The 24,240-nt window shown below is 32.4% G+C and carries 19 protein-coding genes; 5 read left to right on the top strand and 14 right to left on the bottom strand.

The features are described 5' to 3' along the window. Positions 1-149: 149 nt before the first annotated feature. The 7 genes from ABD859_RS15940 to ABD859_RS15910 form a co-directional block, all read right to left on the bottom strand. A complete protein-coding gene (locus ABD859_RS15940) occupies positions 150-2,213 on the bottom strand; it encodes a protein-disulfide reductase DsbD family protein (protein ID WP_345145590.1) in 2,064 nt (687 codons plus the stop codon). 188 nt (positions 2,214-2,401) lie between these two features. Further along, a complete protein-coding gene (locus ABD859_RS15935; protein WP_345145589.1) occupies positions 2,402-3,823 on the bottom strand; it encodes an alpha/beta hydrolase family protein in 1,422 nt (473 codons plus the stop codon). Beyond that, positions 3,823-5,823, bottom strand: coding sequence for a TlpA family protein disulfide reductase (locus tag ABD859_RS15930; RefSeq protein WP_345145588.1), 2,001 nt, complete (start codon positions 5,821-5,823; stop codon positions 3,823-3,825). Before ABD859_RS15930 ends, ABD859_RS15935 begins: the two co-directional genes overlap by 1 nt. Before the next feature lie 52 nt (positions 5,824-5,875). Further along, the gene (locus ABD859_RS15925) at positions 5,876-7,273 is read right to left on the bottom strand and encodes a RagB/SusD family nutrient uptake outer membrane protein (protein WP_345145587.1); all 1,398 of its coding nucleotides are present in this window, start codon (positions 7,271-7,273) and stop codon (positions 5,876-5,878) included. 11 nt (positions 7,274-7,284) lie between these two features. Next, positions 7,285-10,866 carry a SusC/RagA family TonB-linked outer membrane protein gene (locus tag ABD859_RS15920; RefSeq protein WP_345145586.1) on the bottom strand — a complete coding sequence of 1,194 codons (3,582 nt, stop codon included), beginning with the start codon at positions 10,864-10,866 and terminating at the stop codon, positions 7,285-7,287. A gap of 100 nt (positions 10,867-10,966) precedes the next feature. Continuing rightward, positions 10,967-12,163 carry a FecR family protein gene (locus ABD859_RS15915; RefSeq protein ID WP_345145585.1) on the bottom strand — a complete coding sequence of 399 codons (1,197 nt, stop codon included), beginning with the start codon at positions 12,161-12,163 and terminating at the stop codon, positions 10,967-10,969. 100 nt (positions 12,164-12,263) lie between these two features. After that, a complete protein-coding gene (locus tag ABD859_RS15910) occupies positions 12,264-12,779 on the bottom strand; it encodes an RNA polymerase sigma-70 factor (protein WP_345145628.1) in 516 nt (171 codons plus the stop codon). A 281-nt stretch (positions 12,780-13,060) separates the two neighbouring features. Between ABD859_RS15910 and ABD859_RS15905 the strand changes: the two genes are divergently transcribed. The 5 genes from ABD859_RS15905 to ABD859_RS15885 all read left to right on the top strand — a co-directional run bounded on the left by ABD859_RS15905 (position 13,061) and on the right by ABD859_RS15885 (position 17,243). Then, a complete protein-coding gene (locus ABD859_RS15905; protein WP_345145584.1) occupies positions 13,061-13,387 on the top strand; it encodes an ArsR/SmtB family transcription factor in 327 nt (108 codons plus the stop codon). Between the two features lie 60 nt (positions 13,388-13,447). Beyond that, the gene (locus tag ABD859_RS15900) at positions 13,448-13,921 is read left to right on the top strand and encodes a DUF6428 family protein (protein WP_345145583.1); all 474 of its coding nucleotides are present in this window, start codon (positions 13,448-13,450) and stop codon (positions 13,919-13,921) included. Positions 13,922-13,971: 50 nt separating this feature from the next. Then, a complete protein-coding gene (locus ABD859_RS15895; RefSeq protein WP_345145582.1) occupies positions 13,972-14,391 on the top strand; it encodes an arsenate reductase ArsC in 420 nt (139 codons plus the stop codon). Between the two features lie 155 nt (positions 14,392-14,546). Further along, positions 14,547-15,122 carry a hypothetical protein gene (locus ABD859_RS15890; RefSeq protein ID WP_345145581.1) on the top strand — a complete coding sequence of 192 codons (576 nt, stop codon included), beginning with the start codon at positions 14,547-14,549 and terminating at the stop codon, positions 15,120-15,122. A gap of 3 nt (positions 15,123-15,125) precedes the next feature. After that, positions 15,126-17,243, top strand: a complete 2,118-nt coding sequence (locus ABD859_RS15885) for a cation:proton antiporter domain-containing protein (protein WP_345145580.1) — start codon at positions 15,126-15,128, stop codon at positions 17,241-17,243. A 34-nt stretch (positions 17,244-17,277) separates the two neighbouring features. Here the strand turns inward: ABD859_RS15885 and ABD859_RS15880 are convergent, their stop codons facing one another. From ABD859_RS15880 to ABD859_RS15850, 7 genes are all read right to left on the bottom strand, one after another. Beyond that, a complete protein-coding gene (locus ABD859_RS15880; protein WP_345145579.1) occupies positions 17,278-17,727 on the bottom strand; it encodes a response regulator in 450 nt (149 codons plus the stop codon). Between the two features lie 607 nt (positions 17,728-18,334). Further along, positions 18,335-19,333 (bottom strand): hypothetical protein, encoded by a 999-nt coding sequence (locus ABD859_RS15875; protein WP_345145578.1) that lies wholly within the window; start codon positions 19,331-19,333, stop codon positions 18,335-18,337. Between the two features lie 186 nt (positions 19,334-19,519). Then, positions 19,520-19,897, bottom strand: a complete 378-nt coding sequence (locus tag ABD859_RS15870) for a hypothetical protein (protein ID WP_345145577.1) — start codon at positions 19,895-19,897, stop codon at positions 19,520-19,522. A gap of 225 nt (positions 19,898-20,122) precedes the next feature. Further along, on the bottom strand, positions 20,123-20,275 hold the full coding sequence (locus ABD859_RS15865; protein ID WP_345145576.1) for a hypothetical protein: 153 nt from the start codon (positions 20,273-20,275) through the stop codon (positions 20,123-20,125). A 36-nt stretch (positions 20,276-20,311) separates the two neighbouring features. Then, positions 20,312-20,833, bottom strand: a complete 522-nt coding sequence (locus ABD859_RS15860) for a hypothetical protein (protein ID WP_345145575.1) — start codon at positions 20,831-20,833, stop codon at positions 20,312-20,314. After that, on the bottom strand, positions 20,833-22,026 hold the full coding sequence (locus ABD859_RS15855; RefSeq protein WP_345145574.1) for a hypothetical protein: 1,194 nt from the start codon (positions 22,024-22,026) through the stop codon (positions 20,833-20,835). Before ABD859_RS15855 ends, ABD859_RS15860 begins: the two co-directional genes overlap by 1 nt. Beyond that, the gene (locus ABD859_RS15850) at positions 22,026-24,215 is read right to left on the bottom strand and encodes a type II secretion system protein GspD (RefSeq protein WP_345145573.1); all 2,190 of its coding nucleotides are present in this window, start codon (positions 24,213-24,215) and stop codon (positions 22,026-22,028) included. The genes ABD859_RS15855 and ABD859_RS15850 overlap by 1 nt, the downstream gene beginning before the upstream one ends. Positions 24,216-24,240: the final 25 nt, after the last annotated feature.

Below are 24,240 nucleotides of genomic sequence, written 5' to 3'. Positions count from 1 at the left end.
TTTTGTTGTTGGGTTTATTTTGAACGCGGATGACGCGGATTTGCTATCGCAAAGACGCAGATTTTCGCAGATTTAAAAACTACAGATTTAAAAAATCCGTTTTTTTCCGCGTTTTTGCGATAGCAAATCCGCGTCATCCGCGTCCTATGTTACTTTTTAAAATTTTTTATCCCTTCCTGAAGCCATTTATAATACGCTTCAATATCTGGATTATAAGCTGATGGTTTATTCAAATCATTTTCGTTATGATCCATTAAAACATAATACGGCTGTGCATTGGTTTTATATTTTAAGATTTGAAGTTCGCTCCATTTTTGTCCTGTGTATTTCAATACTTTTCCTGTGATTTTAGAAACAACCTGTTCATTTTCAGGTAAAGGCCTCTTATCATCAACATATAACGAAATAAGTACAACATCATTATTTAAAACTCCTAAAACCTTTGGGTCCGGCCAGACTCTTTCTTCCATTTTACGGCAGTTTACGCAGGCATAACCTGTGAAATCAATCATTACGGGTTTGTTCACTTTTTTCGCGTAAGCTAAACCTAGATCATAATCATGAAAAGTCGGGATTCCGTTTGGACCGCTTTCTGCGCCTTCCGGTAAAGCTGATTTTTCATTATTAGAAGTCGTGGTATTTCCAAAACCATTTGGAGATTCGCTGTATTGTTTTGCAGGCGGAAATCCGCTGATATATTGTAAAGGTGCCCCCCAGAGCCCCGGAATCATATACACTACAAACGCCAGAACAACGATTCCTAAGCTTAATCTTCCGACAGAAATATGTGTAAGCGGAGAATCGTGAGATAGTTGGATTTTTCCAAATAAATATAAAGCGAGGACAGAAAATATGGCTATCCAAATGGCAAGGAATACTTCTCTTTCTAATAAATGTAATTGCAAAACTAAGTCGGCGTTACTTAAGAATTTAAATGCCAAAGCCAATTCTAAAAAGCCTAAAACTACTTTAACCGAATTTAACCAGCCACCTGATTTTGGCAGTGAATTTAACCAGCCCGGAAATGCTGCAAACAATGTAAACGGCAATGCAATAGCTAAAGAAAAACCAAACATTCCAACAATTGGTGCCATTCCTGCCTGACTTGCTGCCTGAACTAATAACGTTCCAACAATTGGTCCTGTGCATGAAAAAGAAACTAAAGCCAGTGCCAAAGCCATAAAAAAGATACCGACAATACCGCCAACTTCTGATTTCTGATCGACTTTTGTCATCCATGAACTTGGCAAGACGATTTCGAACGCTCCTAAAAATGAGATTGCAAAAACGACTAAAAGCAGGAAGAAAATAATATTAAAAGTAACGTTAGTTGCCAAAGCATTTAAGGCATCTGCTCCAAAAATGGCCGTTACTAAACTTCCTAAAATCACATAAATAATGATAATGAAAAGTCCGTAAAACATGGCATTTCTTATTCCGACTGCTTTGTTTTTACTTTGTTTGGTAAAGAAACTCACCGTCATTGGAATCATGGGGAAAACGCAAGGTGTAAATAAAGCAGCAAGTCCTCCTAAAAAGCTGAAGAAAAATAGTGTCCAAAGGCTTTCTTCAGGGGCTGTTTTTCCTAAAGAAGCTTTTTCTGTATTTGTGTTTTTAGGAGTTTCCTTGCTCGCAGTAACAGAATTTGTTGTGTTGTTTGTGGTATCCTGTTTAGTAATCGATTCGTCTTTTGCAGGCAAATCTGTATTTTTTGTTTCTGTAACTGCGTTTGCTGTTTCTTCGTTTACAATTGGTTTATCTGATTTTTTGAAAGTAAATTTTAAATCTTTTTCTCCCGGAGGCAGACAGCTGTTATCATTACAAACCATAAAAAATATAGTTGCATTGATGGTAAAAGCGTCTGCTGTTTTACGTTCAATATTTTGAGTAAAAACTGCTTTGTCTGCAAAGTATTTAATTCGCATATTAAAAACAGGATCATCAACTTCATGTCCGTCAGGTTCTTTTACACCTCCAATTGTTTTGTAATTCTTCGATTTTGGAAAAGTAAAAGCCGTTGGTGCTGGTCCGCCAGACGGAACATTTTGCGAATAAATGTGCCAGCTGTTTTCGATTTTGGCTGTTATAACCAAAATATATTTATTGTCTCCTGCTTCTTTTACTGAAGTTGTAAACGAAACCGGATCGTAAATTTGGGCAGTAAGGTTGCTTATCGTAAAAAGAAATACGATAAAACAGATTAGTTTTTTCATGTAATTTATTTTTAGATTTTAGATCTCAGATTTTAGATTATTGCACTGAAATCTCATTTTTGTCATTTCGACGAAGGAGAAATCGCACTAGAAACTCCACAAACTAAATCGACAATCTTTATCGATATGCGAGTGCGATTTCTCCTTTCAGTCGAAATGACAAACTAAGTTCAAAACAATCTATTGAGTTATTTTTTATACCTAGTCAAAATCCATTTTGTAATATCATCCAAAACTTCGGGTGCAAAAACTTCGTCAAGTTCTTTGCTTTCGTTTTGTGTACAAGTGGTACAATGCTGATACATATGATTTAAACCCGGATATATTTTAGTCGTTAAATCTTTCGTGCCTAAATATTTTTTAAACGATTCTATATTTTCTACAGCTGGAACCTGAATGTCTTTATCTCCATTTGCTGCAAATACCGGAATCGTAATTTTTGGAAGATAATCTTCTGGTTTATAATGAATCGTGTAGCGGTACCATTTTCTATCGGCATCTTTTCCGTATCGGTATAAAAATGTCTGGTCGCGTCCGTCTAGTAATTGTGTTTCTTTTAAAGTTATAGAATCCTGCTTCGCCATCCATTCTTTTAGTTTTACGGCCATTTCAGGTTGTGCCGATTCTCCGTCTTTGGTATCGTAAACAATTTTAAACATGATGTTGTACATTTCCATTTGTTTGGCTACCGTTTTATCTGAAAACTTATAGCTTTTTAAAATGGCTGTATTTTGAAGATTCAGCATATCTAAACCGCTTACTCCTACTCCAGATAAACTAATCATGAATTTAACTTCTTTGTTTCTGGCACTAACAATTGACGCAATCATTCCGCCTTCGCTGTGGCCGATTAAACCAATGTAAGAGGCATCGATGTTTTTATCACTTTTCAAATACGCGATTTGCGCATCGACATCATCAGCAAAATCTCCCGTAGTTGCTTCTTGAAAATCTCCAGACGTTTTCCCAATTCCTCTGTCGTCTACACGCAAACTTGCAATGCCTTGTTTTGCCAGATAATCTGCCATAACCGCAAAAGTTTGTCTTCCTGCAAAAGTGTAATTTCTATCGTGCTGACCGGTTCCGGAAATCAAAATAGCCAATGGATATTTCTTTTTATTCTGCGGAATTGTAAGCGTTGCGCCGTAAGTCAATTTAGTGCTTTTTCCTAAAAAAGTCATATCGATAACCTGATATGGATATGGCTTTTTCGGATTTTGAGCAAAATATAATGGCTGGATTTCTTTCTCTTTCTTTAATACAATTGATGCATTTGCAATACTGTAATAATTGAAAATTCCAGAAATGGCTGTTTTGGCTGTATTGTATTTTCCTTTAAAAGAAAAACCATACATTTCACTTTTAAAAGAAACACTGTCGGCTTCTACTTTAGTTCCAACTTTTATATTTTTCATTTCAAACTCCGGAATACTTACCATAAGTGAATCAGTTTTATATTTTGCTAAATCGCCCGATAAAATAATCCGTGTCGAATGATGCTGTCCCTGCCAGATTGTTTGTGAAAAACTAATCTGGCAAGTCAACATTGTGAAACTTAATCCTAAAAGAATTTTGTTTCTTTTTATGTAATTAAAAAATGAAGTTCTCATTATTTATTTTCTGCTTTTAAATGCTCAACGATAATTGAAATTTCGTCTACTAATTCGCTTGGACTTCCGAAGTAACCATTTGACATCCAACGTAATTTTCCGTTTTGATCGATAATCATTTTTTCTGGAATTCCAGAGAAATGAAATGCTTTAGAATATTTATCGTAAACAACATCAAATTTTCCTGTTTTTGGATTTTTTCCGTCATAAAGAATATTAAAATCAAAACCTTTTTCTTTTATGAAAGCCTGAGTTTGCGCTTTAAAATCTTTGATATATTCCATTGTATCAACGAAATAGAATTTTATATTTTCGTCGCTTTTGTATTTGTTAACCGCCATTTGCATTCCAGGCATTGCATTTTTACAAGGTCCGCACCACATTGCCCAAAAATCAAGAACTACGATTTTTCCTTTTTGATCTGCCAGCTTTACTTTTCCGCCTTTACTGCTTTCTAATTCAAAACCGTCAATTGGAAGATTGATCAATTCTGAAATAATTTTCTTCTTGTGTTCTTCAACATTGCTTGCCGATTTTAAAGATTCTAAATAGGCTTCAAAACCTGCAGCAGGTTTTCCTTCTTTTAAATAAATTTCTTTTAAAGAAGCTAGCATTGCAGGCGTTACTTGATTTTCTTTTACAGAAAGTGCCATATATTCTTTAGCTTCAGCTGTTTTTCCTTCTCTTAAAAGCATTCTGGAATAAACCTCATTATAAGTTGCTACTTTATAAGCCATTACCGGTTTTATTTTCTCCAGATATTTTTTCTCTAAATCGTAGTTTTTAAAGATTTCCTGAATTTTAGCATAGGTAAAAAATTCTCTTGCACTACTTTGTAATGCCTGAGCCTGCCATTCTTTCAACGATAATTTTCCAACGTATTCTTTTGGTACATAAGCTTCTCTGGCTTCTAATTCAGGATAAATTATATCCGCATATTTTTTCAACGTTTCTAAAGATGTTTTTTCAGCACCTTCCTGATCTCTGTCAAACGGAATCGAAACTAAATGCCAGGCGTAATCCATTAAAATATTGTACGAAACTTTCTTTACACTATTCATCGAATAGTTGTAATCTTTGTTTTTTACGATATAATTGTAAGCAATACTTTTGAACATTTTATCGTAAAAAAGACTTTCTGTATCTGTTGTTACATCTTGGAATTTAGATTGTGGAAAGTTCTTTTCAAATGCTTCGTACTGTTTTACTTTTTTGTCAAAATCAGCTTCGGCGAATATTTTTTTAATTTCAATATCGCGTGCCCAGACTCCATTTAGGTATTTTTTCAATAAAACATTCTGAACAGAATCTGCAAAAACTTTATGTTCCGGCTGAGCCATTAAACCAATCGTTTTCTGAATGTTATATTGTGTTATATTATCTAAATTCTTTTCTGCAAGAACATTACGAATTTCTCTTTTTATCAATTTTGGCTGTTGTTCTCCTGTTTCAAGCTGTTTGATTTTTGCTCCTTCATAAAACACATGTGTACGCGCATCCGGATGGTATTTTAATTCGTTATTAATCCAGAATAAAGTAACTTCTTTTTTGATGTAAGCGCTATCGTGTACAATATTTGGAACCTGATCCTGTAAGTCTGGACTTCTTAAAAATCCCCATCCTACATAAGAACCAAGATCTTTTTCTAAAATCCATGAATACGTCATTTTTCCTCCGTTATCTTTAATCGTATCTGATTTAAAAACACAAGTTATAAACGAAGCTTTATCTGAAAGTTTCATCTTTGTCTGCCATTTTTTATCGCCTGCAGATTTAAGCGTAATATCATCTGCAAACCATCTGAAATTATCGTAAGTATAAACTATGCCTTCTACATGTTTTGCATTTGCCAGAGGAGTATCGGCAGCATTATAAGTTATGGTGATTTCTTCTCCTCCATTTGGATGTTCTGGTGAAAGAAGAAACTTTTGTACTGTTTCCTGAGCGTAAGATGCCGTGCTGACACTTAAAAAAAGTGCCGCTAATTTTAATATTTTCATTTTTTTGTTTGTTTATGCACGCTCAGAGATTCTGAGCGTGCTATATTTTTAATTATGGATTTTGTTTTAGGTTTGGAGCGTATTCAAAATAAATTGGAGCAAAAGGCATTTGATAACGATCACTATTTGGGGCAAGTGTAAACGTTTGACCGGCAAACTCATGCGTAATTGTTTTTGCAAATTCCGGTTCTTTGTTTAATCGTTTCAAATCAAACCATCTAAAACCTCCGGTTCCCATTAATTCCCTTCTTCTTTCTGCTAAAACTTTTATTAAAGCATCCTTGCTGTCTGATGCGGTCAAAGCAACATATTCTCCGGCTCTAAATCTTTTTTGTCTTAACTTATTTATTTCTGCCATTGCCTGTTCTCCAGATCCTGCTCTTGCCAGACATTCGGCTTTTATAAGCATCATTTCCGGTACGGTTGGTCCGGCATTTCTGCTTTCTCCATTTAAAGCTTCTTTAGAATATGTTCTCCCAATTGTATATTCAGAATTAAAACTGCTTGATGGCTGCGTAAATAATACGTAACGCAAATCGTTTGTATCGAATGAATTAACTAATTCGTCACTTAATGATAATAACTGCGGTGCAAAAGTTAAAGTGCTGTATCCATTCCATTTAGATAAGATTAATTCTTTATCTAATCTTCTTGTTGGGTAAGCATCAAATTCATAATCTGCCAAGTTCATCAATGTACTTTGTATTGCGAGTGCTTTTTCTGCATTTTCTAAAGCTAAAGGATAATTACGCATGTACAAATACGTTCTTGCCAGAAGTGCATAAGCGGCTGCCTGAGATGGAAATGCTACATTGTTTCCTGAATTAATTGGTTTTAATCCTGAATTTACTGCATCTTTAAGATCACTTAGAATTACATCGTAAGCATCCTGAACTGAAGTTCTTTTAATGTCATCTGAAACTGTAGGCTTAGTAAAAAGAACAATTCCGGGATCTGTTGCCGAAGTAGATGCATCATACGCTTTTCCAAAAGTATTTACTAAGGTTAAAAAAATAAAGGCACGATGTACTTCTGCTTCTCCTTTTATGGCTATTTTTTCGGCTTCAGTTCCGTTTGTACTTGTCATTACTTCATTGATAACTATGTTAACATTGTATAAAGCACTGTACAAATTATTCATATCGTAATCATTTTCTCCATCAAAATAGACAGTTTCTGACCATTTATATAAATTTACAAAAGGGCGATAAGAATCAGTTGCAGTTAATGCGTTTGTTTGTGCTTCATTTTGAAAACTAATATCATCTGATGCCACATCTATATTACCATACGTTTTGTCTAACGTGTAGGTATTGTTTAGAAGATATCTGTAGTTTATGGTTTCCTCTGGTATTAATTTTCCTTCGGTTTTAATATCAACGTAATTATCACAGCTTAGTACAATGGCTCCAACTGCAGCGATTGTAATATATTTTAAATATTTTTTCATCTTTAAAAAAATTAAAAATTAACATTAAAACCAATTGAGTAAATCGCTATTGCCGGCAGTTTCATATTAGTTCCTGTGTAAGGCAGAAAGTCAGGATCAAGACCGTCTTTATTTTTTCTCCAGAAGAAACCAAGATTTCTTGCTGTAAAAGTTATCGATGCTCCTTTTACAAATCCTCTGTCTATTAAATCTGTCATGTTATACTTTAGAGATAGTTCTCTAAAACGTATGTGATCTCCGTCCATAATCTGATCTTCTCCATACACATATCTTACGTAACTTAATCCTGCTGATCCCTGTATTCCTGGCACAGAAGTAAAAGCTTCATCTCCCGGATTTCTCCATCTTTTATCGATATCTGTATTTAAATCGTATTGATTAAATCTTCCTGATCTGTTTACGTAACCTCCGTAAGTTGGTTTAAATAATACGTAATCAAATTTGTAAGTTGCTAAAATGTATAATGACAGTTTTTTGTAATTAAAAGTATGGCTGAAGCTTCCGTAATAGGCAGGAATATTGGTTCCCATGTATTTCATATCTTCAATATCTTTAAGAGATGTAAAAGAATTTACAAGATTACCTGCCTTATCATATACCTGAGTTCTTCCTGTTGCATCTAATCCTGCTGATCTAAAAGCGAAAATACTATTTAGAGGATATCCTTCAACTGGCGGTGTTGTGCCTGAACCATTTAAATACTGACTGTAATTTTGAAAACGAGAATCAGTAACATCAGTTCTGTTGTAAGAAACTACAAGAGCAGAATTCCATGAAAAATCTTTTGTTTTTAGTATCGTTCCGTTTAGACTAAAATCTATTCCGTGTCCTGCCAAAGTTGCAGCATTTTGTACCAGTGCATTATTTGATACACCATAAAATGGAGATACAGGAAAATCTACAATTAAATCTTTACTGTCTTTTTTATAATATTCTATCGTACCGTTTAATCTGCTGTTTAAGATTGAGAAATCAATTCCAAAATTTAAAATTGCTGTTTTTTCCCAACGTAAATTAGGATTTGCCGGCTGCGTTATAAAAGCATAAGGCTGCTGCGAAAATGAATCTAAGTTACTTAAACTGATATTTGTAAAAGGAAAAACATCTAAGTTGATATTTCCATTAAATCCATAACTAGTTCTGAAGCTTAAACTATTAACAAAATTTACATCTCTAAGAAACGATTCTTCTTTAATATTCCATTTTGCTCCTGTAGACCATAATGGTGTTCTTCTTAATCTTTTGTCAACTCCAAAATTGTTGTAATCGTCTAAACGGGCACTTCCGGTAAGGGTATATTTATTTTTAAAAGTATAACCTGCATTAGCATAATATGATAAAAATCTTCTGCGAAAATCTTTGTGTTCATTTCCGTTACTTAAAGTATAATTGTAACCGTTTACATCTACATAATTTTGCGAAGGAAAATCAACTGAAGTCTGCGTTTTTGAGTTATAACCAAATAATGTTCTTGAATCTTGAGTTTCTCTTGTTTCTCTGGCTTCGATTCCTGCCATTGCATTAATTAAATGGTTTTCACCAATAATACCGTCATAGTTCAACTGACCTCTCATGGTATAATTGCTTTTTCCAAATGTATTGCTCTGAAAAATACCTCCCAGCGGAATTGCTCGTACTAAATCACCATCATTGTTTATAGAAGTAGCCGAATTAATTCTGTCGCGTGTATAAAAAGTATTTTCATTATACATATTGTCATTTGTTAAACGAGAAGTTTCTACAGAATAAGTCCCAACGGCATCTAAACCTTTTAGTAAAGGAAATGCAGCAGAAATCGTGGCTCCAAAATTCTGTTCATTCAACTCTCTATCCAGATTTTTTAATTCATCAACATAATTATAAGTCCATGGTAAATACCCTTTTTGTTCTAAAGGAATAGTTTGTCCTGCATAATAAGTACGATAGTAATCTACTGATTTTCCGTTATCATCAACAATTTGATCGTAAGGAAGTAAGGTGTTTAATGATATTCCTAATGGAGAAAGTCCTAAACTATTTTCATGATATTTAAAAATCGAACCCCTTAAATTAGTTGTCATTTTTACATAATTGAACAACTTAAAGTCCTGATTTGATAATAAAGTCAAACGTTGTCCATCATTACCAATTGCCTGAGTTTCTTCTTTAGAATATGACCCTGACATAAAATAAGAATAATCGTTTTCTGCACCGCTAAAAGACAAGTCGTAGTTTTGACTAGTTGAAGCCTGCAGTAAATATTTCTCTGCCTGTCCGTAAGTATTACGATTACTTAATGTAGCCAAACCAGCATTTTTCTGAGCCTCAGTTATTTCGCCGCGCTTGTACTTAAACATCAAATCCATTCCCTGACTAACAGGACTGGTAAGCATATACGTTACACTTGCCGGGTCTGTAACCAAATTTTTATCGACAAATTCCTGTTCTAAATTTAAAACCTGAGATGAATTCATCAATGGTAATTTTGATAATGAAGGTTTATTAGAGAAACTATAATTCTGAGAAAAATTAATTCTCGTTTGTCCGGATTTACCTTTTTTGGTATCAATAACCATAACTCCGTTTGCTGCTCTTGCACCATAAATAGAAGCCGCTGCCGCATCTTTTAGAAAAGTAATTTTTTCTATATCATTTGGGTTTATTGTTCTGATGTCTAATTCAGTAGGAGTTCCATCAAGCACAACTAAAGGCATTGCATTGGTTTCTAAAGTAGATTTTCCTCTAATAGCTACATTATAACTCGATTGTCCTGCACCAGATCCTGCTTTATGTCCGTATACAAAAGTATTATCTGCATCTAAAATATTTAATTGCAAACCAGCAACCTGACCTTCTAATCTGTGTAATACGTTGTTAACAGGAACTTTTTCTAAATCTTTGGCTGTAATAACAGTAAAAGAACCTGTAGAACGCTCTTTATCAATCTTTTGATAACCTGTTGAAACAATCTTTACTTCATCTAATTTGCTCACATCTTCCAGCATTATTGGATTGATTATTAAACTATCAGAAATTGTAACTTCTAGTTTTTTATACCCCATATATTCAAAAACAAGCACATCGCCTTTTTTAGCCATAATTTCGTAAGAACCGTCAAAATTGGTTACTGCACCATCTTTTGTGCCTTTTACCCAGATTGTTGCACCAATTAAAAACTCTTTCTTAGAATTGGTTACAACACCTTTAATTTTTATTTTTTCCTCCATAACAGAGGCTGTTCCTGTTTTTAATTTGGCATTTTGCGAAATAACAATCAATTTATTATTTACAAATTCTGCTTTATAATTATCACCAATTAACTGTTTTATAACAGCCATTACATCGGCATTATTTACTTCTACATTCACTCTTCTCTGTGCATCAAAAAGATCATCACTGTAGAAAAACTCTACTTTTGTTTTTCTTGTAATGGTTTTAAGAACAGTCGAAACAGACTGATTTTTGGCATTTATTGTTACTTTTTGCGAATAAGCAAAAACAGCTATATGGCCTAAAAAAATGGTTAATATTAGGGATTTCCTCATGATGCCAAGAAATTTATCCCAAAGCGCGGATTTTACCCCACAATCTTTTGCGGATAGTTTTTTTTTCATACTTTTAAAATGTTTTGGTTGGTTAATAGATTTCGAACTCTTTTTTTCGACTAAACAATACTTGCCGGGAAATACGCCAATATTTTCCGGTTTTTTGTTTTTACTTACTTACGGTTACTTCATAGGTTTGGTTTACTTTGGTTATTTTATATTTGATATTTGATGTTTTACTAATGATATCCAGCAGATTTTCGATTGGTTCTTCTTTTAAAACAATGCCTGTAAACTTAATCTGCTCTAATGATTTTTGTTCGAACTTGACATTAAAGCTGTACCATCTCGACATTTTGTTTAAGATGCTTTTGAGGTTTTCATTTTCAAAATAAAACTTACCGTCTTTCCATGCGGTGTACACAGATGGATCAACTTCAACAACATCTAAAACCGCATTTGAAGCTCTTGCCTGCTGACCTGGTTTTAAAATCACCAATTCGTTGTTTTTTGTATTTGTTTCAGATACCTGTACTTTTCCTTCTGCCAGTGTTGCCGCAAAAAGTTTGTCTTCTGCGTAAGCGCTGACATTAAAATGTGTTCCTAAAACCGTAACATTTCCTGAATTTGTTTTTACTGTAAAAGGACTGTGCGGATTTTTACTAACCTCAAAATAGGCTTCTCCTTCTAGGGTCACGGTTCTTTTGTTTCCGCTAAATTCTACCGGATATTTTAGTGAAGATTTTGAGTTAAGCCACACTTTAGTTCCGTCTGACAGGTTTACGGCATAAATACCGCCAACGGGAACAATTAATGTATTTTCGCCTGTTGTTTTGCCCTGAAGTGCTTTTGCATCATAAACCAAAACCTGATTTACGTTTGAAATTACACCATTTTTTGAAACAATTTTTTCCTTTTTGGGTTCTAAAGAAACTACTGTTCCATCTGCCAGAACCAAAGTTGGATTATTATATTTTGTTTCTATTGTTTTTACAACAACTTCCTGTTTTTGAATTTCATCTGAAGTATTTAAATAATAAAACACAGCAGAAATTCCAGCCAGAAACAGCACAATTGCAGCATAACGGAATAATCGTTTGTAATTAAAAAGCGGTTTTACGGGCGTTTCTTCAAAATTGATTTTTTGCTTTATTCTTTCAAAAGCCAAATCAGTATTTATGCTGCTGTAAAAAGCTTGTTTAGATTTCAAAGTTTCTAAATCAATAACTTTTTGATAATATTCTTGATTTTCGGGTTTAGAAAGCCATTCCTGTAAAAAAGCTTTTTCTTCTATTGATAATTCACCAATAAGAAGTTCTTTCCTTATAAGGTCTGCGATTATAAATTCTTTCTTTCCTAAAGACATAATTTTTGATATTAAGTATCGGTTATTAACACTTTAAGTAAATGTTATATAACTAAGAGTACGAAACATTAAAAATGGGTGGAAAGAATTTTGATTTTTTTTAAAGAAATAATAAAATAAATAAAAGTTCAGAATGATTCTTTAGTTTTTCCTTCAATAAATCTATAGCGCGGGCACGCTGCGACTTTACTGTATTGACAGATATATTAAGCTGTTCGGCAATATCTTTGTATTTCATTCCTTCAAGACAGGAAAGCTCAAAAACTTCTTTGCATTTCTCCGGAAGTGAATTTAAAGCTTCTGTTAAAGCGGCATATAATTCTTCTTCGAGAATGGTAAAATCAAATTCCGGAGTTTCATCAGAAAGTGATGCATCTAATTCGACAATTTTACGTTCTTTTTTTAAAGCCAATAAAGAACCGTTTCGCACCATGGTATAGAGATACGATTTTACATCGATGATTTTTTCAAACTTAATTCGGTTTTCCCAAAGCTGCAGCATTACATTTTCTACCACTTCTTCGGCAAGGAAATTATCTTTCACAAAATTAAAACTGTAGCTCACAAGACGTGGATACAAAGAATAAAAAAGTTCTTTGTAGTACGCTTCATCAATACGAATATTTTCTTGTTCTGAGTTAATTTTGTGTTTCTTTATTTGCGCAAATATAAATTTTATATCAACAAAACAGTGTTTTTACCAAATATTTAGCATCAAAACCATTAAACTACTGTAAAAAAGTAAGAATAAAATGCTTTTTATTGGTTATTATGTTTTACAACATGTTTCAAACTATATTCAATTTCAAAAAAATTAAACCAGAAATCCAAAATTTAAAATCGAAACATTTCATAATTACATTTTATATCGTAATATTGCAATATTAAATTAAAAGTATGGGAGCTACTAAAACAGAACATTTTACAGATTCACAAAATCAAATAGCAACGATTGCTAAAGCTTTGGGGCATCCTGCAAGAATTGCTATTATCGAATATTTAATGAAAGTTGATGAATGTATTTGCGGCGACATTGTAAACGAACTGCCTCTTGCCCAGCCAACAGTTTCTCAGCATTTAAAGGAATTAAAAAATGCCGGAATTATAAAGGGAAATATTTCAGGAAATGCGATTTGCTATTGTATTGACGAAAAAGCATTTGACGTTTTAAATTCCTTCTTTTTTAAAATAACACAAACCATATCAAAATCTAAATGCTGCTAAAAAGCTTTTTTTTTAAATAGTTTATCGCAATATTGCATTTAACAAATAAAACACAAAACAATGAAATTATCAGATATAAAGCAGATTTTACCAACATTAGAAAATGTTGAATTTCAATTAGAAAACGGAAATTATGTTCCTGACCATTTCCATGTTACCGAAGTTGGAACAATTACAAAGCATTTTATTGACTGCGGCGGTGTAATTAGAAATGAAAAAACAGTAAACTTTCAGCTTTGGAATGCTAACGATTTTGAACATCGTTTAAAACCGGCTAAGCTATTGCATATAATTAAACTTTCTGAAGAGAAACTTCATATTGAAGACTCAGAAATTGAAGTAGAATACCAAAACGGTACAATTGGAAAATATGATTTAGAGTTTAACGGAAAAAACTTTGTTCTTAAAAATAAAACAACAGCTTGTTTAGCTCAGGATTCCTGCGGAATTCCAGCTGAAAAACAAAAGATTAATTTAATTGAGTTAAATAATGACAATTCGTCCTGCTGTAGTCCAAATTCAGGATGCTGTTAAAAGATTTGAAAATCTAAAAGGAAAATTTTACAGTTTATTGATTTCAAAACATGAAAAAGAAAATACTTATACTCTGCACAGGAAATAGCTGCAGAAGCCAAATTGCAGAAGGATATATGAAATATTTTGCAAATGGAAGAGCCGATATTTACAGCGCCGGAGTAGAAACACATGGTGTTAATCCGAAAGCGATTGTGGTAATGCAGGAAGATGGTATAGATATTTCAAATCAAACATCAAATAATATAGAGGAATATAAAAATGTTGATTTTGATTATGTAATTACTGTCTGCGATAATGCTAAAGAACGCTGCCCTTTTTATCCTTCTCAAGCATTAAAATTTCATTATAATTTTCCTGATCCTGCAAAAGCAATAGGAACCGATCTTGAAATTTTAAACCAATTTAGAACAGTAAGAGACTTAATAAAAGATTACTGCAAAAACTTTGTAGAAGAAAATCTAAAGTAAAAATAGTTTCAATTTATTAATATTCAAAACCTGCAAGTTCAACGATTTGCAGGTTTTTGTTTTTATAAAAATCTCTTTGAGTTTCTATTTCAAGGGGATTTCTTTTCATCTCTGCTATTTTTTTCTTAACTTGTAAATACCAAACAAATCTAATTATGTCTTTAGAAAAAATCCTTTTTATACTCTTTGCCTTTCTTCTATTCTCCTGCAGTGATAAAAAAGAAAAAGAACTGACAGAAAGAGAAAACGCGCTTTTAAAACGCGAACAACAGTTTGCAGATAAAGAAACTGAATATGAATCTTTAGTAAAAATGAGAGACAGTCTTACAGAAGTTAAAGAAGTTAAAGACACGATTTCTGAAATTAAAAACTGGCCGGACAACCTTACAACTGACTGGAATAGCAAAATGGTTTGTAAAGAATCAAACTGCAGTAATTATGTAATTGGTGATCAGCGCAGCGAAACCTGGAAATTTATCTCTGATTCTACAGGAATTTATACAAATGTCCTTAACAATAATAAATTGATACGCGTATTTAAAGCCCAATATAGTCCAGAAAAAATAATGCTTGATTTTGCAAAAGACAGTACTGCAAAAAGTAAGACTAAAATAAATGTAGTTTTAAATGATATTAAACAAAATGTCATCAAAGGCACACAAACAATAACCGGACAGGATAATTGTAGAGCTGTATTTTCTGTTGAGCTTACGCCTGTTCCTAAAAAATAACGAATGTTTCTTAGTATACACCATATCACCCTTCCTATAGAAGATCCTCTTTTAAAATTTCTTATAGAACTTATTATCATTTTATGCATACCGCTTTTACTTAATAAAATAAAAGTACCGCATCTGCTTGGTCTTATTATTGCCGGAGCTTTAATTGGTCCAAACGGATTTGGGGTTCTTTCCAGAGATAGCAGTGTTGTTGTTACAGGAACAACAGGTTTGTTATATATTATGTTTCTGGCGGGACTGGAAATTGATATGGGCGATTTTAAAAGAAACAAATGGAAAAGCATTACTTTTTCTATTTACACCTTTGCAGCGCCTTTTATTTTGGGGTTTATTGGCGGATATTATATTTTACATTTCTCTGTACTTACTTCGGTTCTTTTTGCGAGTCTTTTTTCATCTCATACGTTAGTCGTATATCCTATGATAAGCAGTTTGGGAATTTCTAAAAATCTGGCGGTAAATATAACCGTTGGCGGAACAATGATTACAGATGTTCTTTCACTTCTTGTTCTGGCAGTTGTAGTTGGCATGTCTCAGGGAGAAGTCGGCGCCTCATTTTGGATCAAATTATCAGTATCAATGATCTTGTTTACTTTGATTGTTCTTTTGATTTTTCCTATAATTGCCCGCTGGTTTTTTAAAAACGTATCTGATAAAATATCGCAGTATATCTTTGTTATTGTAATGATTTATCTGGCCGCGCTGCTGGCAGAACTTGCCGGAATTGAAGCCATAATTGGAGCTTTCTTTGCTGGTCTGGCTCTTAACAGATTAATTCCGCATACCTCATCTTTAATGAATCGTGTGGAGTTTGTTGGAAATGCTATTTTTATTCCTTTCTTTCTTATTAGTGTTGGAATGCTCATAGATTTTAACGCTTTTATACAAAGCTGGGAAACGCTTGGCGTTGCTGTAATTATGCTCATTGCTTCGATAGGCGGAAAATATGCAGCAGCAGTTTTGACTAAAAAAACTTTCAGGCTTACTAATGATGAAGGACAGCTGATTTTCGGTCTTAGTTCGGCATCGGCAGCCGCGACACTTGCGGCGGTAATGGTAGGATACAACATTATTATTTCAGAAACCGAAACAGGCGAACCTATCCGTCTTTTGAACGAACATGTATTAAACGGAAGTATTTTATTGATTTTGATATCCTGCACCGTTTCATCTTTTGTGTCTATGGCAAGCGCACAGCGTATTGCACAAACGGATAAAGACGATACAGTATCAGGAAAAAATGAAGAAAACGAAAATATTCTGCTGGCCGTTAATCACGAAGAAACTGTAGAGAAAATGGTTAATCTGGGATTATTAGTCAAAACGAATCAAAATAAAAAGCTTTTTGGAATCAATATTATAAATGATGTTGCTAATGAATCATCTGCAAAAAATGCCGAAAAAATATTAGGTACTGCCGTAAGTCTTGCTGCAGCTGCCGATGTTGTGCTTACACCCGTTACGCGTCATGATAATGATGTGGTAAGCGGTATAAGCAATGTTGTAAAAGAACAGAAAATTACAGACCTTATTATTGGACTTGAAGAAAACAAAGGCTTTTCGGCTTCATTTATTTATAATTTATACAATGGATACCTGCATAATAAAAATATAAATGTAATGGTATACCATGCCGTACAGCCTGTTGGTACTATCAAAAAATATACTGTGCTTATTCCGGCCGAAGCCGAGAAAGATGCCGGTTTCTTTCATTCCATGCTTCGAATTTGGAATATAGGGCGCAATTCCGGAGCGGTAATTAGTTTTTACGGAACAGAAAAAACTTTACAGATTTTAACGCGTATCGCCAAAAAAGCAAATATTGAAGCTGCTTTTAATACCGTAAGCAGCTGGTCTGAAGCAGCAACGGCAGCTTACAACTTAAAATCTGACGAAGGACTGATTATTATGATGGCCGACAGGGGAATGCATTCTTATTTCCCACATATGCGCGAAATACCGGAGCTTCTTAATAAAAATTTAAGCAATAATAATTATTTATTGATTTTCCCTTTTTCGAAAACAGAACAAAATACGACCGAAAAAAGAGCTGTAAGCAATGTGGATGATTTTGCCGAAATTGGAAAAATCATTGGAAGAATATTCAAGTAGCCTTTAGACTGAACGCAAAATTCAGGCTTTTCTCTTAAATCAAGCGAAACGATTTTATATCAGATATATCAGAAATCCAGTCCATTTTCATGACAGTATCCAGAAAAAACTTTATTTCATTGTACGAAGCAGGTTTTACTGCATAAAAAGAAGCTCCAAGATCAAAAGCGGTTTGTATTGTAACAGGATCATTTGATGTAGAAAGTATAATAACAGGAATATCTGCAAATTTGCTTTGTGTACCTTTCATCATTTCAAGACATTGCAGTCCTGTATATTTAGGCATATTTATATCCAGAAAAAGAATATCAGGAATCGACGATTCAGAGTGAAGTGCATTCATAAGCTGCAATCCGTCTTCAAACTCTGTTAAAAGTACATTGGGTTCTAATTCAGATAGCGCTTCGGCAAAAATACTGCGATCATCTATATCGTCATCTGCAATAAAAATATTGCGCGGATTAATCTTAGTTTCTAAATTCATCACTTAAATATTTTTGTCGACAAAAATATAAGACAAGGATTTAAAAATCTGCAGATATCCATACAAGCGAGCACCCGTAAATCAATAAAAAAATGAATTATATCCGTGAAAACGGTTAATTTGGTAAAAATAGCATTTTTATCCCATTTTATATTAGATTTAGAGGAAAACCTTTCTTAATTAACACAATATAGCTGTGTTTTTACAAAAAAACTCAATTTTATATTTTTTCTCTTAAAATCAAATATTCAAACGTTCTCTTTTTTCATATTCTTAATTCTTATATTTTTTTAGCAGGGGCTAGATTCATTTCATAAACATTAATGTCATTTTTCAAAGTCTTTTGTCGAAAGAATTTTCGATAAATGACTGTTTTATTTTATCTTTTTTCAACTTCAACAAACTTGTTAATTTATAATCATTGTCAAAAACATAATCTGGAACAGTAAAATTTAAATCAACTTTTACTACTTAAGAGTGAATTGAACCATTACCAATTAATTTTGAATCTGGAAGTTTTAAAGCTATACCAATTATTATCATTTTCAAAATATGGAAATGTATTTTGAGAAAAAATTATTTGAAAACATACAATCGGAGATAAAATTTAATTTCTCATTGAATTATTTTTAGATAATATTATTTCTTTTTTTAATTCTTCATTTTCTTTTTCAACTTTATCAAGACGCTTATTCTGTTCAATTACATATAAAGTTAATTCTTCAATTTTCTGCAATAGTTTAGAATTCATTTCCCCAAGATTAATCCCATTTTTTAGTACTTCTTCTTCACTAGGAATGTTTTCTAAATGTCCTTTTTCTGCAATATGCTTTTCAACTTCTTCCAGAGTTGGCAGAATGTATTCTTTTTTAAAAACAAAATCTGGCCATTCTTTCAAATCTACTTTTACTTCTCTAGAATGAATTGTTCCATTTACGTCTAGTTTATTTTGTGGATTTCCTGATCCAATTCCGACATTTCCATTATCCATCATAGTAAAACGGTTATCACATAATCCTGTTCCACAACCTAAATTATCATATGCCCAAAATTGTAAACTATTACCATATGGGCCAGTCATGTTGTAAATTGCCCATGTACTCGCAGCTCCATTCGAAATCTTAGAAGGATTTTGTAATTGTATTTTTCCACCTCCCGCATCAGAAATAGAACTTGTGATCACTCCTTGAAACAATCCACTTCCGGATACTTCTAATTTATGATTTGGATTAACGATTCCAATTCCTATATTACCATTATTCAAAATATTAAACAAATCAGTAGAGTTATAGCGCATTCCAAACATATAATTATTCTGAGCGGGATATCTAATTAAAGTCCACTGTCCTTCTCCTGTACCAGATACGTTATTAACAGCACCTAAGGCAATAGTGGAATGATCGTTTGCTGTTGATGGCAATAACCTCAAGTTTTCGTTATAAAGAGCATTTGAGGTTTGATTCTTTATAACACCAAAAACATCTAATGGAGCTGACGGATTATTAGTTCCTATACCAACATTGCCATTAGCCGGAAAAGGGTAAGTATTTTGTGCAAAATTTATTTGCGAAACAAATAAAATAAGTAACAAACAAGTCTTTTTCATATTATTTATTTTCAATTTTTTCAATTCTTCTCTTCATTTTTTTGTTTTCTCTGTGCATTTCTGCATTCTCTTTTTTCATTTCAATAAAATATAGAGTTAATTCCTCTATCTTCTGTAAAAGTTTAGAATTTATTTCTCCAAGATTGATTCCATTTTCTAAAACTTCTTTTTCACTTGGAATGTTTTCTAAATGCCTTTTTCATTTATATGTTTTTCGACTTCTTCAATTTTTGGCAAGTTATATTCTTTTTTAAATACTAAATCTGACCAGCCTGCCATATGAACTTTTACTTCTTTGGAATGGATTGTGCCGTTTACGTCTAATTCAGTACTTGGATTTAATTTTCCAATTCCAACCTTACCGTATATAAATGAGAACCGACTAGCATCTAACTGCATTTTTGAATAGGTATTTACAGCTCTATTACATGATTGCAACCCGACAAAGCTAGTGGCAGGATCTAAATACACTTCAAATCCTTCTGCTTCGTTATTTGAAACTACTAGTTTTTGTTTTGGATTTTTTGTTCCAATTCCTAAATAGCCATTAGGATCAATATGCATTCTCTAATAACCATACGTTCCAGAAACTATAGTGCCTGTCATATATGTTATAGTCGAATAGCCCGATACATTAATATAAGATTTAATTGGGTTAGTACCACCTCCTGCTGATAATCTCAAAAAACCATCATCGGCACCATTTCCAGCACTACTATAACCTCTAATTTCTCCATTCTCTAAAGTTTCTGCCGAAATCGGCGGTCTCGCAGTGATATTATTTAATCCTCAATTTAAAGCTAGTGATCCATTAATAGTCAATTTACTTATAGGAGCCACAGTTCCTATACCAACATTTCCATTTTCTGGAAATGGAAATGTATTTTGAGCAATATTTACCTGTGCAGCAAATGCCGCAAAAAATAAAAAAAATCTTTTCATAATTATTTAAGCTTTTGGTTTGTTATGAGTTTTAGATTAAACTCCCTTATTTTTCTGCATTATGACCTCAACAAACAATTGATCTGCATTGGTCTTATAATTTCTTTTTTTTACAAAGTTTAAATGCTTGATATTTCCAAGCATTGGATTGTTTTCTACTTTGCTTAAAACTGTCAAACAACCATTAAATGTACCTTCGAGGGAAAATGTATAGCTTGTAGTAGTAAATCCTTTTTGCGAAATAATGTGGGGTTCTTTAAAATCAACAATTTTTAGATGATTACTTTCACTATATAATGTCAATTGTTTTAATAAATCATTTTGAAATGAGTCTGATATATTAGCATCATAGCTTGAAAGAATTAGATCCAGTTGTTTTTCTTTTTGAACTAATTGCGCAACTAATTTTGGCATATCACTATCAGCAGCTATCTCTTCTTGTTTCTTTTTATATTCTGTATAATATTCTATTGTATTTGAAATTGCAAAAGAATAACATATATAAAGCACCACACAAAAACCGGCAATTAACAGCTTATTTTTTTTGTTCAGATTCATTACTTCAATGTTAAGTTTATAGAGAATGTTGTTTCGTTATCTTCATTTTTACCAAAATGAGTAATTAAAACTTTGTCTATCCATTTCAATTTTTCAATATCTTCAATCCATTTAGTAAAATCCTGATTGACAATTATAGTTCCGGAAATTATAATCGTTTTATCTTTTGTTAATATTTGTTCTTCTGCTTTTACTTTTTTTTCAAGCGGATTAAATGTCAATTCTGTTAGTAATATTGAAGAAGGGACTCTGCTTGCGATTTCATTGATAATTAAAGAACTTCTGGAAGTCATTCTTCCATCTATCCCTTTAACTTTTTCTTCTTTTACAATTATTCTTTGTTTTATTTTATTGACATCTTCAATAGAAGATTTATTTACCAACAAGGTTTCAGATGATTCCTGAGCCAATTTATAATAATGACTAAAAAAAATAAAATTGAGAACGAGTATTGCCAGTACAATTCCAACCATTATTTTAATCCCTTTATTAAAAAAGGTTTTCTGATTATAACCATCATATAATTCTTCACTGTAAGATATTATCGATCCAGTATTTGATGTATTATTCAGTATTAATCGTAAAATACCTGAAAAAGGCAGTAATTGTCTATTCTCAATTTGAAAATCATTGATTGTATAAGTAATTGTGTTTTCTAAGTAACCTGCAGAAATTACCTGATTCTCATCTCTTGATATCAGCTGGTGATTGGTATAAAACTCATTCTGATCTGAGTAATTAATTATATCGGCAATTGAACAAACTCCAAGGCTAATCCCAGCGATTGTATATTTTTGGCTTTTATAGTTTTCAATCAGTAAGTCTACATACGCTTTTCTAGAAATGGCAATGACCGACTTTGTTTTTAATCGCCATATTTCATAATAAAATTCATCCCAATTAGTATTCGGAAAAGCTTTATGTAATAGTTTTTCATCCGAAGGATCAATTCCTGAAACTTCTTTTTGAATTACTTGGTTTGAATTTATAATAAGAAAAAAAGGCAGTTTAGTATCCCACTTTTCAGCTATTTTACCATTATAACTAACTCTGTCTTTTTTACTAATTATGAGTCCTTCTTTTTTCTTTTCGACTAAAAGCAAGGCAACTTTATCTTCATTATTAAAAGTAAAATGCTCAACGGCAATGTATTGCTTTCCGAGTAAAAAGTTACTTAAGGATAATTTAGCCATTAGTAAATAACAGTAGGTTTAATTAATACACTTAGTTTTTTCTTAGAATCTTCTCTTTTGCGTGAACTAAAAATCCACTTTATAATAGGAATTCTTGATAGCAGAGGTACTCCTGTACCTGAATCATTTTTTACAGATTCTTCTAATCCGCCTAAAACAATTAAATCCTGATCTTTAACTCTAATAATTGATGTAAATTCTCTTGAATTAATTCCGGGAGGCGCATCTTTATCTACTTTTTGTCCATTAAAGCTTGATTGAATTACTTTAATGTCCATAGTAATCTGTCCGTTACCAGATACTAAAGGCATAATTGTAACTGATAATTCAGCATCGATAGGCTGGTAATTTTTAACTTCTGATGCTTGTGGAATCTGTGATCCATAATAATTTTGATTTGTTACAACATAATAAGTAGTTTCTCCAATAGAAAGATATGCTTTATGTCCATTTAAAGTTGATAACCTTGGGGATGAACGAACTTTTAAATTTCCATTTGTTTCCATTGCTTTAAGACTTAAATAAAAATTAGGCACAACCTGCCCTATATTTAAAGAGCCAAATCCGCTGAAACCATCAATTATTTTATTAATTGTTGATGCTCCTAATTTTATATCTGCATTTGGAAAAACGGTTCCAGAAGTAGTAACTGGTTTATCACCAATTCCTGCCTGAATTCCTGTTTCTACTATAGCACTTCTATTAACTTCAAGAAGCATTACTTCAATCAAAATAACTGGTACAGCTTTATCAATATAATTTATAAAAGATTCGAATCTCTCAATATTAGCCGCAGGACCATTTACTAAAAAGCTGTTTAACTCTTTATCAATTTTTATATCAAGATCTCTTTTTATCTCATCTGGAACAATAGTTAAAATAGATTCTGACGGGGCACTGCTTGTACTAGATGATGATGAATAATTACTGTTGTTATTATTACCAATACTATTACTCTGATTTGAGAAATTAGAATTAGAATTATATCTGTTATTATTCTCAAAAGAACTATAATTAGAATAATTATTCACGTTATTTAATCTTCCGGCACTTCTTCCTTCTTTTGCAGGGTCACTTAACAGCTCAATAGAACGATGCATTAAAGGAATTGATTTTATATTCCTAACAACCAATTGATCTTTAGTTCCGAAATAATAAACTGCTCCGCTTTTCTTAAAAGTATATCCACCATTTCCGGAAGGTGAAGATTGAACAGAACCACCATTATAGTTTTGCTGTGAATTACTTTGAGAAATATTATTATCTGCCTTAGTTTCAAATAATTTTACGAGCAGCTCATCAAAAGTTATATTTTTTGCTTTAACGGTTCCATTTCCAGCATTTTCTAGCGGACTTGAAATAAACATATCGATATCTAGCTCATGACCTATATCGTATACAATGCTTGAAATTGGTGTATTTTCAAAATCAACATTCAGAAGTTTTTTATCAACATCGACAACGGTAAAGAAAAAATTAGATTTTCTAGGTCTTTGAGGTCTATTTTGTCTTATTTCTCCATTTTGATTTCCTGTACCTTCTACAACAAAATTCCCTTCAAGTTTATCAAAAATGTAAAAGTTATCTCTTGATTTAGTTACACTTAAATTATTAGCATATGCCATCTTATTTAAAGCGGCATCAAAAGGCATGCTTTTAATATAAGCTGTTAAAGGCTGATTTTCTAAGCCAGGTGCAAAGACCAGATTTTTATTGCTGACGTCCATAATTTTTCTAAACACATCATACAATTTATCATCTTTTAAATTCAGAGAAAGCAGATCATTTGCGTAATCATACAATACATCTATCTCTTTTGTTTTTTGAATTTCAACTGGTTTTTCATATTTTTTTATCGATAATATGTTGCCTGTAAAATCAATTGTAAGATTGTATTCTTTGCATAAAAAAATCAGAAGATCTCCTACTGTAACATTTGAAAAATTATTGACAATATTAATTTGATTTAAATTGCCAGCCACACTAAAATTAAGTTTGTGAATCTGAGAAACTGCCAGTAAAAAACTAGATAATGAAGCTTCTTTTATATTCACGTTTACCTTTTCATTTAACCCCGGTGCATCAGCAGAAATTGATTCAATATTATTTTTAAGCTGTAAAATCCGATTTTCCTGTGAAAACGAAATCTGAAAAATTAATATAAAAAACAGCGTAATTATTCTTTTCATTGAAACTATATTATTGTAAGTTTTT

The organism is Flavobacterium ginsengiterrae (assembly GCF_039539785.1).
In the GTDB taxonomy this organism is placed as follows: Bacteria; Bacteroidota; Bacteroidia; order Flavobacteriales; family Flavobacteriaceae; genus Flavobacterium; species Flavobacterium ginsengiterrae.
This window is presented reverse-complemented; position numbering and strand designations above follow the sequence as displayed.

Bases quoted from the DNA above. Each gene is read 5' to 3' on its own strand.
- ABD859_RS15940 (WP_345145590.1), bottom strand. From the start codon at position 2,213: ATGAAAAAACTAATCTGTTTTATCGTATTTCTTTTTACGATAAGCAAC.
- ABD859_RS15875 (WP_345145578.1), bottom strand. From the start codon at position 19,333: ATGAAAAAGACTTGTTTGTTACTTATTTTATTTGTTTCGCAAATAAAT.
- ABD859_RS15905 (WP_345145584.1), top strand. From the start codon at position 13,061: ATGGGAGCTACTAAAACAGAACATTTTACAGATTCACAAAATCAAATA.
- ABD859_RS15920 (WP_345145586.1), bottom strand. From the start codon at position 10,866: ATGAAAAAAAAACTATCCGCAAAAGATTGTGGGGTAAAATCCGCGCTT.
- ABD859_RS15925 (WP_345145587.1), bottom strand. From the start codon at position 7,273: ATGAAAAAATATTTAAAATATATTACAATCGCTGCAGTTGGAGCCATT.
- ABD859_RS15885 (WP_345145580.1), top strand. From the start codon at position 15,126: ATGTTTCTTAGTATACACCATATCACCCTTCCTATAGAAGATCCTCTT.
- ABD859_RS15880 (WP_345145579.1), bottom strand. From the start codon at position 17,727: ATGAATTTAGAAACTAAGATTAATCCGCGCAATATTTTTATTGCAGAT.
- ABD859_RS15935 (WP_345145589.1), bottom strand. From the start codon at position 3,823: ATGAGAACTTCATTTTTTAATTACATAAAAAGAAACAAAATTCTTTTA.
- ABD859_RS15915 (WP_345145585.1), bottom strand. From the start codon at position 12,163: ATGTCTTTAGGAAAGAAAGAATTTATAATCGCAGACCTTATAAGGAAA.
- ABD859_RS15900 (WP_345145583.1), top strand. From the start codon at position 13,448: ATGAAATTATCAGATATAAAGCAGATTTTACCAACATTAGAAAATGTT.
- ABD859_RS15870 (WP_345145577.1), bottom strand. From the start codon at position 19,897: ATGCATATTGATCCTAATGGCTATTTAGGAATTGGAACAAAAAATCCA.
- ABD859_RS15865 (WP_345145576.1), bottom strand. From the start codon at position 20,275: ATGAAAAGATTTTTTTTATTTTTTGCGGCATTTGCTGCACAGGTAAAT.
- ABD859_RS15855 (WP_345145574.1), bottom strand. From the start codon at position 22,026: ATGGCTAAATTATCCTTAAGTAACTTTTTACTCGGAAAGCAATACATT.
- ABD859_RS15850 (WP_345145573.1), bottom strand. From the start codon at position 24,215: ATGAAAAGAATAATTACGCTGTTTTTTATATTAATTTTTCAGATTTCG.
- ABD859_RS15890 (WP_345145581.1), top strand. From the start codon at position 14,547: ATGTCTTTAGAAAAAATCCTTTTTATACTCTTTGCCTTTCTTCTATTC.
- ABD859_RS15860 (WP_345145575.1), bottom strand. From the start codon at position 20,833: ATGAATCTGAACAAAAAAAATAAGCTGTTAATTGCCGGTTTTTGTGTG.
- ABD859_RS15895 (WP_345145582.1), top strand. From the start codon at position 13,972: ATGAAAAAGAAAATACTTATACTCTGCACAGGAAATAGCTGCAGAAGC.
- ABD859_RS15930 (WP_345145588.1), bottom strand. From the start codon at position 5,823: ATGAAAATATTAAAATTAGCGGCACTTTTTTTAAGTGTCAGCACGGCA.